This window comes from Ruegeria sp. AP11 (assembly GCF_056535865.1).
The window spans coordinates 49,754-65,765 of record NZ_JBQFJB010000001.1; the positions used below are offsets into that span (position 1 = coordinate 49,754).

Below are 16,012 nucleotides of genomic sequence, written 5' to 3' on the forward strand. Positions count from 1 at the left end.
TTACCCTCCTAGAACCACGTCGCCGATCAAAACGGCGGCGGTGTCGTAACTGTCCTGCAACGCGGCCTGCAGATCTTCGACCTGATCGAACCCGGTGGCCCGGCAGAGGAACGCCGTGCCACCCTCACCGATCTTGTCCGCCTCGATGGCTTTACCCGACAGAAGCCGTGCTGCGCATTGCACTGACCAGCATAGGTCGTAACACTCCTTCAGCGTTTGCGCCTGCGCGACCTCCAACAGCCCGGCAGCGACCGCGCCATCCAGACCGGATTGCACATCGCGCTGCACGATACCTGAAAGCACGGCACCAGTCTGAGACAGCAGTTCGATATCCATCATCCGTCCGGCACCGTTCTTGGCGTCCCAAACGCCTGCCGGAGCCTTTGCGGCGGCCAGACGGGCGCGCATTTCAGCGACCTCGGTCAGAACCTTGGTACGGTCGCGGGGGCGCGAGAGGAACTCGGCACGGAAGCTTTCGATATCCGCTGCCAGCCCGGCATCCCCGGCCACCACATGCGCGCGCGTCAGGGCAAGGTGTTCCCACACCCAGGCCTCGTTCTGCTGATAGTTGGTGAAACTGCTCCAACTGGTGGCGACAGGCCCCTGATTGCCCGAGGGGCGCAGGCGCATGTCCACCTCATAAAGCCTCCCCTGCGACATCGGCGCTGACAGTGCAGTGATCAGGGCCTGCGTGAACCGCGCGTAATAGGTGCGCGTGGCCAGCGGGCGCGGACCCTCTGACATCTCCTGATCCTGCGGGTCGTAGATGACGATCATATCCAGATCGGATTGCGAATTGATCCGCCCTGCTCCAAGCGAGCCCATGCCCAGCACCGCCGCCCCACGCCCCGGCGCAGGCCCGTGTTTCCTGGCGAATTGGGTTTCGACACAGGGCAGAACCGACGCGATTATGGCCTGCGCCAGTTCCGCATATTGCTGCCCGGCCTGCGCCCCGTCGATGAGCCCGCGCAGATGGTGGACGCCGATGCGGAAATGCCATTCCTTGCACCAGCGCCGGGCGAGGTCGAGCTGAGTTTCATAGTCATCTTCTGCAGACAAAGCCTGCGTCAGATCCTCCCGCAACGCTGCCTGACCCGGCCATTCGCTGAAAAAGCTGCCGCCGATCACCGCGTCGAACACGGCGGCATTGCGCGACAGATGCGTTGCCAACGCGTGAGAGGTTCCGACGATATCAACCAGCAGATCGATCAGCTGGGGGTTCGCCTCGAACAGTGAAAACAGCTGCACCCCGGCGGGCAGCCCGGCCAGAAAGCCATCAAGCGCCATCAGGGCCTCGTCGGGTTTCGCGGTCTTCGCAAGGCGTGACAAAAGCTCGGGCCGCAGACGTTCGAAAATGCGCGCACCGCGCTGCGAGCGCAGCGCCGGATAGGTGGTCCAGCGGGCCAGTACCCCCTTGTCGAATTCAACCTCTTGCGTGGCTGCAGGGCGCGGGCTGGCACCGGGGGCAAAGAAGCCTTCGGTCAGTTCGTGCACCTCGGTCAGGCGGCGGGTCAGATCGGCCCGCAACTCGGTGCTGCTGAGGCCCATCAGGCAGGCGACCCTCTCAATCCCGTCTTCGGATTGCGGCACCTTGTGGGTCTGGGCGTCATGCACCATCTGGATGCGATGCTCGACCTCGCGATGGGCGCGATAATGATCGGTCAGCTTTTCGGCGACCTCTTCGGGCACCCAACCCTTGGCGGCCAGCGCCGCCAGCCCCGGCACCGTGCCGCGCACGCGCAGATCCGGGTCGCGCCCCCCGGCGATCAACTGACGCGTCTGAGTGAAAAACTCGATCTCTCTGATACCGCCCTGCCCCAGCTTCATGTCATGACCGGGGATCGACAGGCTTCCACCCGTCCCTTTGTTCTCGCGAATGCGCAGGCGCATGTCATGGGCGTCCTGAATGGCGGCGAAATCCAGATGCCGCCGCCAGACGAACGGGCGCAGCGCCTCGAGAAAGCGTTCGCCCGCCGCGATGTCCCCGGCGCAGGCGCGCGCTTTGATATAGGCCGCGCGTTCCCACGTCCGGCCGACGCTTTCATAATATCGTTCAGCCGGTTCCATCGCCAGACAAACCGGCGTAACGGCCGGGTCGGGTCGCAGGCGCAGATCGGTGCGGAAGACATAGCCGTCTGCCGTCTTGTCACTCAGCGTGGCGCAGAAATTCCGTGTGGCCCGGACCATGCCTTGCCGGGCCTCCTGGAAGTCATCCGGGTCAAAGCGTGTTTCGTCAAACAACACGATCAAGTCGATATCCGAGCTATAGTTCAGCTCATACGCACCCATCTTGCCCATCGCCAGAATGACCATCCCGGCAGCGGTTTCGACATCCTCTTCGCTCATACCGGGCAACTTGCCCCGGCGGATCAGAGCGGCTATTTCGGCCTTGGCGGCCACGTCCGCCGCCAGCGCACCGAAATCAGTCAGGGCCCCTGTCACCTTCTCCAGTGGCCACGCCCCGGCCAGATCGGCCAGAGCCGTCAGAAGCGCCATCTGCCGCTTGGCCCGCCGCAGACCGGGTTTCAACTGGTCGGCGGGCACCGCCCGCGCAGCAGTCATCACATCCGCCAAAGCCTGATCCGGATTCTGCAACGCCTTGGGCAGCCAATCCCGTTCCTGATCAATCAGCCCTTTCAGATAGGGGCTCGACCCGGCTGTACCTGCGATCAACTCACCCTGCTCGGCGGTCAGATCCGGCAGCGCAGCACGAGTTTCCGCGCCGAGAGAGGCGTCAAAAGCCCGCGGAGTTCTATTGATGGCAAGGCTCATATGCGCTCCAACGGCGTATCCTGGCTGAAACTGTTGATCCAGACATCATGCCGCCGCTCCCAAAGCGAGGAAATCAGCATCGCCTCCGACCCTGTGGCATCCGGGCGCGCATAGTCCGCACGATAGGTCAACAGCACGATGTCCGATGTCAGAACCCGCAGCTTAGCCTCGGACAACTCATACGTGGCCATCGTCGGTGCATCGGCAAACTGCCCCACATGATCATCCCGATTGGCGAAACCGCTCGGATAGACCCCCAGAAAATCCGGGCTCAGCAGTGCCCGGTCGGCCTGCGCATTGCCGTCCACCAATGCCGTCCAGACCTGTTTTTCCAGCGAAAGCATCTGATCAAGCGTCGGGGCGGGTTTGTTTTCAATATCTTGCATGAGCAGAAATTGCGCCTGTTCCGCCATGGCGTCAACCATCGAAAATCCGACATGTAAATCTTTTTCACATTACCCCTTGTATCACCCCCTAACCCCTCCCATCTAGGAAATGTGAAGAACATTTACATCCTGAGTGGAGAACCCAAATGACCGCATTGTCCGAACACGCCGTTCCTGCAAACCCCGGCTGGCTGCACCGCGCCGAAGCCTGGCTTGACAGCAAGGGCAAAGGGGCCTGGATCGCCGCAATGGTCCTTGGCTTTATCTTCTTCTGGCCCATCGGCCTGGCCTTTCTGGCCTACATGATCTGGAGCAAACGCATGTTCAGCAAATCCTGCAGCCGCCGTTCGTCGTGGAACAGCCACATGAGCGCTATGAAACCCTCGGGCAACAGCGCCTTTGACGCCTACAAGGCCGACACTTTGGCACGCCTGGAACGTGAACAGAAGGATTTCGAATCCTTCCTGCGCCGCCTGCGCGACGCCAAGGACAAGGCCGAGTTCGATCAGTTCATGGACGAACGCGCCCGCGACAATCGCGATGATGCGGAAAATGGCGAACAACCTGCCTGATCCTGCCTTGCCCTGTCCCGCATCTCGGGACAGGGTGCCTTTGCCTAACAACCGGACCCACATATGACCCACCTGCCCGATCCCGACAGCCAGCCGGAGTTTTACCAATCCGTGGCCACCAAGCGCTTTTTCGCATGGCTGTTTGACATCGCTTTCATCTCGTTGCTGTGCACTGTGGCGGTTCTGTTTACCGCCTTTCTGGGGCTGTTTTTCATCGCCCTGATTTATGCCGTCGTCAGCTTCGTCTACCGCGTGGTCACCATCGCAAATGGCTCTGCCACCCTGGGCATGCGCTTCATGGGGATCGAGTTGCGCGACGCCTTCGGCGCGCGCATGGACACCGGCAAGGCCGTCGCGCATACGGCAGGCTATTTCGTCAGCATGGCAATCCCCGTGCTGCAGATCATCTCGGTCATCATGATGATGACAAGCGCGCGAAATCAGGGCCTGACGGATGTCTTCCTTGGCACAGTCATGATCAATCAGCGCGCCTGAAAACAACTCTGTGAGTCTCTTGGCGGCGCCGGTAACCGTTGCTATCATCCGTCCCGAAGAAACGCGGGACCTACATGCGACACACGCTGCCAATCGCGCCACAGTTCTATGTGACCGCCCCCCAGCCCTGCCCTTATCTTGAGGGCAGGATGGAACGCAAACTGTTCACCGCCCTTCAGGGGGAAGGCGCGGACCAGCTGAACAATTGCCTGTCGCAGCAGGGGTTTAGGCGATCGCAGAATGTGCTCTACCGCCCCTCCTGCACCGATTGTTCCGCTTGTCTGTCGGCCCGGATCGACGTCTCGGCCTTCCGTCCCAGCAAAAGCCAGAAACGCGCGGGCAAGCGAAATGGCTTTCTTAAGCGGCGCGCCACCTCGCCCTGGGCCACGGATGAACAGTTCGAGCTGTTCCGTCGCTATCTCGATGCCCGCCACGCCGATGGCGGCATGGCCGATATGGATGTGTTCGAATTCGCCGCCATGATCGAGGAAACCCCGATCCGCAGCCGCGTCGTTGAATATGCCGACCCTGAAACCGACGAATTGATCGCGGTCAGCCTGACCGACGTGCTCGAAGACGGGCTGAGCATGGTCTACTCGTTCTACGATCCTAAGTTCCAGCAGAACTCGCTGGGCACCTATATGATCCTCGATCATATCGAGATCGCACGCGAAGCCGGGCTGCCCTATATCTACCTGGGCTACTGGGTGCCCGGCAGCCCCAAGATGGGATACAAAGCCAAATTCGCAGGGCTGCAGGTCTATTCACGGGGCGAATGGCAGCTGATCGAAAACCCCGAAGAATACGCGCAGGCCTCGCATCACCCCCTGTCCTCAGCCCCGATTGCCGAGCAGGTGGCGAATATCCAATTGCCCGACCGGCGCCCGACCAAAGGCTGATCCGTCATGCGGCAGAGCCTTCATGCGGTTACCCTGGTGGTTCCGGATTACGACGCGGCGATTGCGTTCTACACGGGCGTTCTGAAATTCACGCTGACGCAGGATATCGACCTGGGCGAGGACAAGCGCTGGGTCCGCGTCACCCCTCCGGGGTCGGTCGGGGCATCATTGTTGCTGGCAAAAGCGGATGGCGGGGAACAGGCCGCCGCAATCGGCAACCAGACCGGAGGCCGCGTCGGCTTTTTTCTGGAAACCGATGATTTCCACCGTGACCACAGCGCCATGCTCGAGGCCGGTGTCGGGTTCGAGGAAGCCCCGCGCCATGAACCCTACGGCATCGTCGCAGTCTGGCGCGACCCGTTCGGAAATCGCTGGGACCTGATCCAATTCTCCTGATCCGCCTCTTCATTTGGCCAAATATATCTCGGGGCTGAATTGGCCGCAGGCCAAGAAGGGGCTGGCCCCTTTCCCCAAAAACAAAGCAAAGGGGGCCACCGGCCCCCTTTTCCATTTGGTTACAACCCGGATCAGTTCGGGATCAGATCAGGTACGATCGTCACGATCGCAGGGAAGAACCACAGGATACCGATCCCCACCACCTGAATAATCACGAACGGGACGATACCGCGATAGATGTGGCCCGTCGTCACCTCTTTCGGCGCAACGCCCCGCAGATAGAACAGCGCAAACCCGAAGGGCGGCGTCAGGAACGAGGTCTGCAGGTTCACCGCCACCATGATCGTCACCCATTTCGGATCGAACGAGCCGCCATAGATAACCGGCCCGACGATGGGGATCACGATGTAGATGATTTCAAGGAAATCCAGCACAAAGCCCAGAATGAACAGAACCAGCATCACGATCAGGAAGACGGTGAACTCGTTGTCGAAGCTCTTCAGGAATTGCTGAATATAGTGCTCACCGCCAAACGAAATCACCACCAGGTTCAGCAATTGCGAGCCGATCAGGATGGTGAAAACCATCGAGGTCACCTTGGCCGTCTCGCGCACCACCGGCGTCAGCACACCGCTTGCAAACAGTACCCAGCAGCCGAACAACAGACCGAACAGTGCGTACAAGTAGGCCGAATAGGCGATGATAAAGGCGATCCAGCTTTCGACCGAGACATTGCCCTGATTGATGCGCAGATCGAAATTCACGCCCATCAGCAGCGCGATGATCACCGCAAAGGTCGACCAGATGATCACTTTGCCCGACCGGCCCTGATCCTGCAGCTTGCGATAGGCCGCCAGCATGATGGCCCCGCCTGCCCCCAGCGCCGCTGCGGGCGTCGGGTTGGTGACACCGCCAAGGATCGACCCCAGCACCGCGATGATCAGAACCAGCGGTGGGAAAACCACGCGGATCAGATCATTGGTGGCACAGCGCGCGGCAGCCTCCTTGCAGCCATACATGGCGATTGCAAAGGGTATAGCCAACAGCACAAACGTCGCCCCGGACGAGGTCGTGGGCGCAATCAGCAGCACATCGACCAGCAGCATCAGCAACAGACCGATGGCACCAACGATCAAAGGCTGCGGCGACCGCGACGGCGCAATCCCGCGCCCCATCACCAGCGTCAGGCCCAACAGCACCACCATCACGGCAACGCCGTTTCCAATCGGCGCAGCGGCGGCAATCTTGGCCTGTTGCGCTGCGGCCAGTTCCTCTTCGCTCAGGCGCTGTGCCTCAGACGCGCCACCGGCGGCGTCAATCGCCTCCTGTTCGGCCACGGCCTGATCCCAGGCGGATTGACCATGCAGCTCGATCATCGAGGCCTGACATTCCGCCGACACGTTGGTCCGCAACGATGCGCCCTGCCCGATATCCGAGAAGGCCGAGACCGAGACGTTCTGGCTGCCGATCACACCCGCGCTGCCCAGCAGAATTGCCCCGACGATCAAAGCGACCGGAGCGCCCAGCAACCAGGTCAGGCCTTCAGAACGTGTGATGGTCTCACCCGAACCCCCCGACATTTCAACCGCAGGAGCCTTGTGCGGGTTCAGCAGCGCATAGCCAAAGGCATAAAGTGCGTAAAGCAGCGCCAGCATGATGCCGGGCAACAGTGCCGCCTGAAACAGTGTGCCCACGGACACCACCGCAGGCTCACCCAGATAGGTTAGCGCATCGGTACATCCCGCCTCGACCGCGCGGGTTTCCTGCGCGGTGGAATAGAGATCACCCGCCAGTGTGCCCAGCAAAACGATCACGATGGATGGCGGAATGATCTGCCCCAGCGTCCCGGACGCCGCGATCACACCGGTCGCCAATTCCGGCGAATAGTTATTGCGCAACATGGTCGGCAGGGCCAGCAGGCCCATGGTCACCACGGTCGCGCCCACGATGCCGGTCGACGCGGCCAGGAATGCCCCCACAACCACAATCGACACGGCCAGACCACCGGGGAGCGGGCCAAAGACGCGCGCCATCGTGGTCAGCAGGTCGTTTGCGATTTTCGAGCGCTCCAGCGTGATGCCCATCAGGACAAACATCAACACCGCCAGCAGGGTCTCAATGGATTGCCCCGCCAGAACGCGTTCGTTCATGCGGTTCACGATGAACGAAACGTTCCGGTCCAGCGCGGTTTCCCAGCCCTGCACAAAGACCGGCTCGGCGATCCTTGGCAAATCCGGGTATCGGAACACGGATATGACATCCGGTTTCACCCCGGAATTCACCAGATCCCGATACGCAGTCGACCCGGTATCGATTGCCTGATGAATCAACAGCCCGGCGCTGTCCAGCGCGGCGATGATTCCGAAGGAAATCACCCCGGCCCCACCGATGGCAAAGGCCACCGGGAAGCCCGAAAGAATGCCTCCGAAAAGGCAGCAGAATACAATAATGAGGCCTATCTCGACGCCATCAAGTCCGAATAGCATTGTCTGGTTCTCCGTCCCTAATGCGCGCCTTCGTAGGCTTCTTCACCCTCGCCAAGACTGTCCTTGTCGAGGTATTTTCCAGTGCTTTCCGGCCCTTCCACATATTCCAGATACGAGCGATACAGGAACGCGATCGCATGCAGAAACACCATGGCCGCAAAGGCCACCAGCAAAATCTTGAACAGAAAGTATGCGTTGAAGCCGTTGGGGCTGAACCCGATGGTCTCTACGTTCCAGCGCAGCGCGCGGGACTTGGCCAGCAACCTGTCCAACGTATCACTGGCTGACGGTTTCGGCACGATCAGGTGCCGCCACATGAAATACCAGCCATACATCCAAGTCAGCACCGCCATCGGCATCATAAACAAAACCGCGCCGCACATATCAACGACGCGCTTGGCGCGATGGCTGATGCCTGCATAGATCAGGTCGACCCGCACGTGACCGCCCTGCACGAATGTGTAGGTGCAGCAAAGGCAGACAACCATGGCGTTATAGAGTTTAAGTTCTTCGGCGAACCAACTGATATCCATCTGAAAAGGGATACCCAGGCCAAAGGACATATCAGGGCGGGTAAAGACCCGTTGCATAAATACGATAACGATCTGCTGGATCACCATCAGCAGACCCGCCCAGGCAAAGAAACGGCCCGTTGTGTTGGCGAAACCTTCCAACACGCGCACCATTCCCCACATGAAGTTCCGGTAATAAACCCCTATCGCGGTCAGCACCAGAAACAGAGTGAAGATCACAAAGAAGAACTCGACCGAACCGCCGTAATAGACAAAGCGCATGATCGCCTCTTTGTCCGACCAGTTCAGCCAGAGCTGCGGATGCGTGATGGCGTATCCGAAATTATAGAAAGCTTCGGCAATGTTCTGAATGAACCAGATCAGTCCATTCCACAGGGCGCCGAAGAACGAGATACCGTTTTCGTCCTGCATGTTGTCCCCAGGTCGTATCGGTTGCACGTTTGGTTATGGCGGCATGTCCTGGCCGCTTATGTGCAACGGGAAAGGCTCCCCCGCTGGACGGGGGAACCGATTGCATTGAGCGGATTGTTAGCCGCGCACGCGGTCACGCTGCGAGGTGTAGACACCCGACGACAGGTTGTTCCATGCCGAAGACTCGGCCATCGACGCCATTGCGCTGTCATGAATGCGCTTGAACAGCTCGTCGCCCATGTTCTCGTCCAGAACTTCCTGGCTGGCTGCACCGAACGCGTCCCAAACGCTGTCCGGGAATTCCATGACCTTGACGCCACCAGCCTGCAGACGAGCCAGAGCGGCACCGTTGTTGGCCAGGAATTGCGCCAGGTTCCACTGGTGACATTCGGCTGCTGCGATCTCGATGATCTTCTGCTGCGCGGCGGACAGGCTGTCATAAACCTCGCGGTTGGTGGCCAGCGACAGACCCGCGCCCGGCTCGTGGAAGCCTGCGGTGTAATAGGTCTTGGTGATTTCCTGGAAGCCCGCTTTTTCGTCAGCCCAGGGGCCGATCCACTCGGTTCCGTCAATCGCGCCGGACGATAGCGCCTGATACACTTCCGAGCCCGGAATGTTCTGAACCGATGCACCCAGTTTGCCCAGCGCCTTACCGCCCAGACCCGGCATACGGAATTTCAGACCGTTAAAGTCTTCGGGGCTGTTGATCTCTTTCGAGTACCAGCCACCCGCCTGCGCGCCGGTGTTGCCCGCCAGGAAGGACTTCAGGCCGAAGATTTCGCCCAGTTCATCATGCAGCTCCATGCCGCCGGCATGGTAGTACCAGTTCACCAGTTCCTGCGCGGTCATGCCGAACGGAACAGCTGTGAAGAAGGCATAGCCCGGATGCTGGCCCACAAAGTAGTAGTCTGCTGCGTGGTACATATCAGCCTGACCGGACGACACCGCGTCAAACACTTCGAACGCGCCAACCAGTTCACCGGCGGCTTTGATTTCGACGTTCAGGTTGCCGTCCGACATGGTGGTGATGCTGTCGGCGCAACGCTGCGCACTGTCGAAAACGCCCGCAAGGCCACGGCCCCACGAAGTCACCATGGTCAGCGTGCGCTTGCCCTGCGCATAGGCGGGCGCGGCCAGCGTGGTGGCTGCCGCGGCCGAGCCGCCCAGTGCCGATGTTTTCAGAAACTTACGACGATCCATATGAGTGATCCTCCCCTACATATTCAGTCCCCGGGTGATCCCGGGTTGATCGTTTCCAATGTGCGCCAGCCTAATTCCACCCACATGAATGTGAATACCTACTACTACGTAGCCGCGCCGGTTTTTCCGCGCCCTGACACAGATTTCAGGCTGATTCCCCCTGCTCAGCCTCAAATTGCCTTGGCCGCGACCGCAGATCGCCCAATCTTTTTGCAATTTCGCGGCAGCTTGCGTATCGATTCGAGCATGAGGGGATTCCGAAATCTGATCTCGCTGACCTATGGGCAGAAACTGTCGCTGGTCGCCGCGATTCCGCTGCTTGCGGCGGTGGCCGCGATTGCTCTGGTGGTCGCCTACGAATCCCGCGCAACCGCCGAGCGTGAGATTCAGGCCCTCGAGCGCCGTCTGATCGAAGCCAAGAAAGACGAGCTGCGCAATTACGTTACGCAGGCGCGCAATGGGTTTGCCTATATCTACGGCCGCGCTGCGCCTGATGATGAGGTGGCCAAGAATCTGGTCACACAAATCCTTTCAGCCATGATTTACGGCAAGGACGGGTTCTTTTTCGTCTACGATTATGACGGCAACAATCTGGTCAGCCCGCGCCAAACTCAGTTCATCAACCGCAACTGGGCCGATCTGACCGACAGCGACGGTACTCCGATTGTAAATGAATTCATCAGCCTCGCCCGTCAGGGCGCAGGTTGGCACAGCTTCATGTGGCAAAAGCCCTCGACCGGGGAAGAAGCGCAGATGATCGCCTATGTCGTCGGCCTGCAGGACTGGCGCTGGGTGGTGGGCACCGGTGTGTTTATCGACGACATCGTCGCCACGGTCGCCAATGCGCGCGCCGAGGTCGAGGCGCGCGTGCAGCGCACCTTCCTCTATATCGGTGCCATCGTTCTGGCCGCCGTGCTGATCGTGTTCGCATCCGGTATGTTGCTGAATTTCCGGGAACGTCGTCTGGCGGACGCCAAACTCAAGGAACTGACGCAAAGGGTTCTGGACACTCAGGAAGAAGAACGTGGACGCGTCGCCCGCGAGTTGCATGATGGCATCAGCCAAATTCTGGTCGGCGTCCGCTATGCGCTGGACAATGCCCGCCGACGGCTGAGCCGCGGGGATGATGCGGCGGCACAGGAACCGCTGCAAAAAGGGATCGACAATCTGGCCACCGCCATAACCGAGGTCCGCCGCATCAGCCGCGACCTGCGCCCCGGCGTGCTGGACGATCTGGGTCTTGGGCCCGCCCTGAAGGCGCTGACCGACGATTTCCGCGAGCGTACCGGGATCGACACGGAATTCTCGACCGTGGTGTTCCGCAACCGGCTGGATCAGGACAGCAAGATTGCCCTCTACCGGATCGCGCAAGAGGCTTTGACGAATATCGAACGCCACGCGGGCGCCACCTGTGTTACGATTGATCTGCGGGGCCACAAGAAGGGGGCCACGATGCGGATCACCGACAATGGCCACGGGTTGCGCAACGAGCCGGGCCAGATCAGCGCCGGGATCGGGTTGCGCAACATGCAAGAGCGGATCGAACAGCTTGACGGCTCGCTGCGCATCCTCTCTTCGCGCAGCGGACGCAGCGGCACAGTGATTGAAGTCAGCCTGCCGCTCAGCCATATGTTGCCGCCGCAGGAAGACGCTACGCCAAAACGAAAGGCCGGTTTCTGATGTCCGACGCAATCATCCGGGTTCTCATTGTCGACGACCATCCCATGGTCGCCGAAGGCATTCAGTCGCTGCTGGAAAGTTATGACGAAATCGATGTGGTCGGCACGCTCTCAAACGGGCAAGAGGCCGTCGAACAGGCCACACAGCTGCAACCGGACGTGATCCTGATGGACCTCAACATGCCCGGCCTCAGCGGGCTGAGCGCCACCGAGATCATTCTGGAACGCCTGCCGGGCACCCGCATCTTGATCCTGTCGATGCATGACAGTCCTGAATACATCTCGACCGCGCTCAGCCACGGGGCCAAAGGCTATATTCTGAAAGACGTGCCCACCGAAGAGATCAAACAGGCCATCGATGCGGTAATGCGCGGCGAGCGTTATCTCTGCACCGGTGCCAGCGGATCACTGGAACCCAAAGACGGCAATACGCGCGAGGCGCTCACCGGCCGCGAGCAGACCATCCTGCTGGAACTGGCGCAGGGCAAATCCAACAAAGAGGTGGCGTTGGCACTGGATATCTCGGTGCGCACGGTCGAGACCCACCGCAAGAATATCAAACGCAAGCTGGGCATCTCCTCAACCGCCGGCCTGACCCGTTACGCGCTGGAACACGGCGTTCTGCAGGGCACCAGCCCCGGGTTCTGACCGCAGCGCGGCACGCGCTGCCCGGCCCAACCGGAGAAGATGCGCCAAAGGCGCATTGACGACGGGCGGGAGACCTACCCGCTGCTACGCACACTGATATCCTCGCCGAAGAACACCAGCGTCCCGTCTTCGTCGAGCACATGAAATTCGCGCTGCTGATATGGCTGATCGAAGGGCGGTCGCACGCGCCCCTCGGGCAGGTCCTCAAGACCGGGGCGCAGACTTTCGAACAAGGCGTCGATCCCCTTCACATCGATGTAAAAAGACTGATCATCGCCCAAGGCTCGCCCGTCCGAACGCGGCGGACATTCCAGCAGGCGGATCGCCACCGGATCACGGCGCAGAAAGGCGTAATTATCCTGCCGGAACGTACAGGCGAAACCAAGTCGCCGCGTATAGAAATCAATCTGTGCATCCAATGACGAACACAGAACAAATGGGGTCAGCTGTAATATCTGCATCCATTGGCCCTCTTTTTCCGTTGGGCCACAGACTAACATGTTTCAGTCGATCAGTTGATCGCCACGCAATCCTTCGCGCTCATGATGATGCGGCAGTACCCGGCCATAAAGCTGACGCGTGCGCTCAACCCCGCCACACATGCCCTCGGTTTCGACAAACGAAAAGATCCCGACGTAACGCGGACGCGGCCCCTTGACCGGTGCGACCCGATGCAGGGAATACCGTCCGCGAAAGATCTGCAGGTCTCCGGGCTGCAGTTCCAAGTTACGCACCCGCCCCATGTTTCCGTCCAAAACCGCAGCAACGCCCGAGAAATTCTCGTCTTCCGAACTGCGCAGGTTGGGCGCATACTGGAACGCCCCGCCCTCTTCCCCGTTCTGTATCGCCAGCGTGACGGTGTAATTGTTGGTGTCGAAATGCCACGGAAAACCCTGCCCTTCCTCGACCACGTTCACGATTACATCGGCCAGCGGATCATCGTATCGGAAAAACCGATCCTCAGGTTCGTTCAACGCATCGCGGATAAAGGGCATGAACCCCTCAAACTCGTAAATCCGCCGCAAGGGGCCGTCTTTGGTGAAATTATCAGCCGGTACAAAGGCGTTCGACCGGTCATAGAAACGGCGCAGCGGATGCCCGATGCCAAAACGCGGATCGTCCTGGGTGAAATAGGCGTTGGTCCGGTTGAACGACCGATGCGCCTGCGGGGCCGTGGCCTCGGCTTCGCGCACCAGATGCTTAAGACCGGCCTCGTGCACAAAACCGGGCAACACTGCGCACCCGTCCTGATCCAGCTCGCGCCTCAGATCCTCGATCATCCGATCATACGCCCGCGACCCTGGGCAGTCGATCGGATATCGCCCGAGATCCACCAGATCCTGCAGCATCGCTGACCTCCTTCATATTGTGCGGTTACAGACAAGCGTGGCGCAGAGAGGCCGACCGATCATGCCCGTTTCGGACATTGTGCTGCCGCTTTCAGACCTTTGAATCTGCGACCAAACCGGCATAGAACCCCGAATATTCGCGGAAATTCCCCACATGCGGCAAAATGCGCAACAATATGTCGCAAAATACCGCCGCTGAGATAGAAAATTGGTGCAATTGCCTGTTGACGCCCCTTTCCCCCACCCATAATGTCCCTGCACGCAAAGAAGGAGCCTCTGGCGATGAAAGCGCTAGTCGTAATCGTAGGAACCACGCGCATGGGCCGGTAACGGTAAACCATAATCGAACCCATGCGCCTCCGAAAAATCTCGGGGGCTTTTTTTATGCAAGATGCAAGACACATGTCGCGAACGGAGCAAAGCAGATGACACGTGAGATGACCGGCGCAAAAATGGTGGTTCAGGCCCTCAAGGATCAGGGCGTGGACACGGTATTCGGATACCCCGGCGGCGCCGTCCTGCCGATCTATGATGAGATCTTTCTGCAAAACGACGTCCGTCACATTTTGGTGCGCCACGAACAGGGCGCGATCCATGCGGCCGAAGGCTATGCGCGCTCAACCGGTAAACCCGGCGTTGCGCTGGTGACCTCGGGCCCCGGTGCCACCAACGCAGTGACCGGCCTGACAGACGCGTTGCTCGACTCGATCCCGCTGGTGGTGCTGACCGGTCAGGTGCCCACCTTCATGATCGGCTCAGACGCGTTTCAAGAGGCCGACACCGTTGGCATCACCCGCCCCTGCACCAAGCATAACTGGCTGGTTAAGGACACGGATTCACTGGCCGGAACCCTGCACGAGGCGTTTCACGTCGCCACCTCGGGCCGCCCCGGTCCGGTGCTGATCGATATTCCCAAGGATGTGCAGTTCGCCACAGGCGAATACCATGCGCCAAAGCCGTCGACCTCGCACTACCAGCCGGTGCTGAAGGGCGATCTGGAAGAGATCACCGAACTGGTTGCCGCAATGGAAACCGCCAAAAAGCCGGTCTTCTACACCGGTGGCGGCGTCATCAACTCTGGCCCCGCAGCCAGCCAATTGCTGCGCGAACTGGTGGACGCCACCGGTTTTCCCATCACCTCGACCCTGATGGGACTGGGCGCCTATCCGGCCTCGGGTGAAAACTGGCTGGGGATGCTGGGGATGCACGGTCTTTATGAGGCCAATCTGGCGATGCATGACTGCGATCTGATGATCAATGTCGGCGCGCGTTTCGACGACCGGATCACCGGGCGCATCGACGCGTTCTCGCCCAACTCGAAGAAAGCACATATCGATATCGATCCGTCCTCGGTCAACAAGGTGATCCGCGTCGATATCCCGATTGTGGGTGATGTGGCCCATGTGCTGGAAGACATCCTGAAAGTGTGGAAATCGCGCGGGCGCAAGACCGATGCGGCCAATGTCAAACAATGGCAGGCGCAGATCGCCGACTGGCGCAAGATCAATTGCCTGGCCTATACCAACAGCGAAAAGTCGATCAAACCGCAATACGCGCTGCAACGTCTTGAAGAGCTGACGAAAAAGCACGACCGCTATATCACTACCGAGGTTGGACAGCACCAGATGTGGGCGGCCCAGTATCTTGGCTTTGAGGACCCCAACCGCTGGATGACCTCGGGCGGTCTGGGTACCATGGGCTACGGCTTCCCTGCCTCAATCGGTGTGCAAATGGCACATCCCGACGCGCTGGTGATCAATGTCGCCGGTGAGGCATCCTGGCTGATGAACATGCAGGAAATGGGCACCGCCGCGCAGTACCGCCTGCCGGTGAAACAGTTTATCCTGAACAACGAACGCCTCGGCATGGTCCGCCAGTGGCAGGAATTGCTGCATGGCGAGCGCTACTCGCACTCCTGGTCCGAGGCGCTGCCCGATTTTGTCAAACTCGCCGAGGCGTTTGGTGCCAAGGGTATCCTGTGCTCTGATCCCGCCGATCTGGACGACGCGATCATGGAGATGATCAACTATGACGGCCCGGTGATCTTCGACTGTCTGGTTGAAAAGCACGAAAACTGCTTCCCGATGATCCCGTCGGGCAAGGCGCATAACGAGATGCTGCTGGGCGAAGCCGAGACGCAGGGTGTGATCGACTCCAAAGGTTCGGTTCTGGTTTAACCAATTTCG

Annotated in this window: 14 protein-coding genes; 7 read left to right on the forward strand and 7 right to left on the reverse strand. The window is 59.9% G+C overall.

Annotation, left to right across the window (positions count from 1 at the left end; genetic code table 11):
• Both ACR3E4_RS00305 and ACR3E4_RS00310 read right to left on the reverse strand, forming a co-directional pair.
• Positions 1–2,772, reverse strand: a complete 2,772-nt coding sequence (locus ACR3E4_RS00305) for a [protein-PII] uridylyltransferase family protein (protein ID WP_480531906.1) — start codon at positions 2,770–2,772, stop codon at positions 1–3.
• Positions 2,769–3,197, reverse strand: a complete 429-nt coding sequence (locus ACR3E4_RS00310) for a DUF4440 domain-containing protein (RefSeq protein WP_480531904.1) — start codon at positions 3,195–3,197, stop codon at positions 2,769–2,771. The genes ACR3E4_RS00305 and ACR3E4_RS00310 overlap by 4 nt, the downstream gene beginning before the upstream one ends.
• A 107-nt stretch (positions 3,198–3,304) precedes the next feature.
• Between ACR3E4_RS00310 and ACR3E4_RS00315 the strand changes: the two genes are divergently transcribed.
• From ACR3E4_RS00315 to ACR3E4_RS00330, 4 genes are all read left to right on the forward strand, one after another.
• Positions 3,305–3,730, forward strand: coding sequence for a DUF2852 domain-containing protein (locus ACR3E4_RS00315; protein ID WP_480531902.1), 426 nt, complete (start codon positions 3,305–3,307; stop codon positions 3,728–3,730).
• Positions 3,731–3,793: 63 nt separating this feature from the next.
• A complete protein-coding gene (locus ACR3E4_RS00320) occupies positions 3,794–4,225 on the forward strand; it encodes an RDD family protein (RefSeq protein WP_480531900.1) in 432 nt (143 codons plus the stop codon).
• 74 nt (positions 4,226–4,299) lie between these two features.
• A complete protein-coding gene (locus ACR3E4_RS00325) occupies positions 4,300–5,124 on the forward strand; it encodes an arginyltransferase (protein WP_480531898.1) in 825 nt (274 codons plus the stop codon).
• A gap of 6 nt (positions 5,125–5,130) precedes the next feature.
• Entirely contained in the window at positions 5,131–5,520 is a 390-nt protein-coding gene (locus ACR3E4_RS00330) for a VOC family protein (RefSeq protein WP_480531896.1), read from the forward strand.
• Positions 5,521–5,651: 131 nt separating this feature from the next.
• Here ACR3E4_RS00330 and ACR3E4_RS00335 read toward each other — a convergent pair whose 3' ends face one another.
• The 3 genes from ACR3E4_RS00335 to ACR3E4_RS00345 all read right to left on the reverse strand — a co-directional run bounded on the left by ACR3E4_RS00335 (position 5,652) and on the right by ACR3E4_RS00345 (position 10,150).
• Positions 5,652–8,006 (reverse strand): TRAP transporter large permease, encoded by a 2,355-nt coding sequence (locus tag ACR3E4_RS00335; protein WP_480531894.1) that lies wholly within the window; start codon positions 8,004–8,006, stop codon positions 5,652–5,654.
• A 17-nt stretch (positions 8,007–8,023) separates the two neighbouring features.
• Positions 8,024–8,950: a TRAP transporter small permease subunit gene (locus tag ACR3E4_RS00340; RefSeq protein ID WP_480531892.1), complete on the reverse strand. Its 927-nt coding sequence runs from the start codon at positions 8,948–8,950 to the stop codon at positions 8,024–8,026.
• Between the two features lie 117 nt (positions 8,951–9,067).
• A complete protein-coding gene (locus tag ACR3E4_RS00345; RefSeq protein WP_480531890.1) occupies positions 9,068–10,150 on the reverse strand; it encodes a TRAP transporter substrate-binding protein in 1,083 nt (360 codons plus the stop codon).
• A gap of 246 nt (positions 10,151–10,396) precedes the next feature.
• Here ACR3E4_RS00345 and ACR3E4_RS00350 point away from each other — a divergent pair, with 246 nt between their 5' ends.
• Together ACR3E4_RS00350 and ACR3E4_RS00355 are read left to right on the forward strand one after the other, a co-directional pair.
• Complete coding sequence (locus tag ACR3E4_RS00350; RefSeq protein WP_480531888.1) at positions 10,397–11,830, forward strand: cache domain-containing protein; 1,434 nt, start codon at positions 10,397–10,399, stop codon at positions 11,828–11,830.
• The gene (locus ACR3E4_RS00355) at positions 11,830–12,477 is read left to right on the forward strand and encodes a response regulator transcription factor (RefSeq protein ID WP_480531886.1); all 648 of its coding nucleotides are present in this window, start codon (positions 11,830–11,832) and stop codon (positions 12,475–12,477) included. Before ACR3E4_RS00350 ends, ACR3E4_RS00355 begins: the two co-directional genes overlap by 1 nt.
• Positions 12,478–12,551: 74 nt before the next feature.
• Here the strand turns inward: ACR3E4_RS00355 and ACR3E4_RS00360 are convergent, their stop codons facing one another.
• Positions 12,552–12,938, reverse strand: coding sequence for a bleomycin resistance protein (locus ACR3E4_RS00360; protein ID WP_480531884.1), 387 nt, complete (start codon positions 12,936–12,938; stop codon positions 12,552–12,554).
• Between the two features lie 42 nt (positions 12,939–12,980).
• Complete coding sequence (locus ACR3E4_RS00365; protein WP_480531882.1) at positions 12,981–13,826, reverse strand: HalD/BesD family halogenase; 846 nt, start codon at positions 13,824–13,826, stop codon at positions 12,981–12,983.
• A gap of 425 nt (positions 13,827–14,251) precedes the next feature.
• Between ACR3E4_RS00365 and ACR3E4_RS00370 the strand changes: the two genes are divergently transcribed.
• The gene (locus ACR3E4_RS00370; RefSeq protein ID WP_480531880.1) at positions 14,252–16,003 is read left to right on the forward strand and encodes an acetolactate synthase 3 large subunit; all 1,752 of its coding nucleotides are present in this window, start codon (positions 14,252–14,254) and stop codon (positions 16,001–16,003) included.
• Positions 16,004–16,012: the final 9 nt, after the last annotated feature.

Coding starts and splice junctions, on each gene's coding strand:
- ACR3E4_RS00305 (WP_480531906.1), bottom strand. CDS start 2,772: ATGAGCCTTGCCATCAATAGAACTCCGCGGGCTTTTGACGCCTCTCTC.
- ACR3E4_RS00310 (WP_480531904.1), bottom strand. CDS start 3,197: ATGGTTGACGCCATGGCGGAACAGGCGCAATTTCTGCTCATGCAAGAT.
- ACR3E4_RS00315 (WP_480531902.1), top strand. CDS start 3,305: ATGACCGCATTGTCCGAACACGCCGTTCCTGCAAACCCCGGCTGGCTG.
- ACR3E4_RS00320 (WP_480531900.1), top strand. CDS start 3,794: ATGACCCACCTGCCCGATCCCGACAGCCAGCCGGAGTTTTACCAATCC.
- ACR3E4_RS00325 (WP_480531898.1), top strand. CDS start 4,300: ATGCGACACACGCTGCCAATCGCGCCACAGTTCTATGTGACCGCCCCC.
- ACR3E4_RS00330 (WP_480531896.1), top strand. CDS start 5,131: ATGCGGCAGAGCCTTCATGCGGTTACCCTGGTGGTTCCGGATTACGAC.
- ACR3E4_RS00335 (WP_480531894.1), bottom strand. CDS start 8,006: ATGCTATTCGGACTTGATGGCGTCGAGATAGGCCTCATTATTGTATTC.
- ACR3E4_RS00340 (WP_480531892.1), bottom strand. CDS start 8,950: ATGCAGGACGAAAACGGTATCTCGTTCTTCGGCGCCCTGTGGAATGGA.
- ACR3E4_RS00345 (WP_480531890.1), bottom strand. CDS start 10,150: ATGGATCGTCGTAAGTTTCTGAAAACATCGGCACTGGGCGGCTCGGCC.
- ACR3E4_RS00350 (WP_480531888.1), top strand. CDS start 10,397: ATGAGGGGATTCCGAAATCTGATCTCGCTGACCTATGGGCAGAAACTG.
- ACR3E4_RS00355 (WP_480531886.1), top strand. CDS start 11,830: ATGTCCGACGCAATCATCCGGGTTCTCATTGTCGACGACCATCCCATG.
- ACR3E4_RS00360 (WP_480531884.1), bottom strand. CDS start 12,938: ATGCAGATATTACAGCTGACCCCATTTGTTCTGTGTTCGTCATTGGAT.
- ACR3E4_RS00365 (WP_480531882.1), bottom strand. CDS start 13,826: ATGCTGCAGGATCTGGTGGATCTCGGGCGATATCCGATCGACTGCCCA.
- ACR3E4_RS00370 (WP_480531880.1), top strand. CDS start 14,252: ATGACACGTGAGATGACCGGCGCAAAAATGGTGGTTCAGGCCCTCAAG.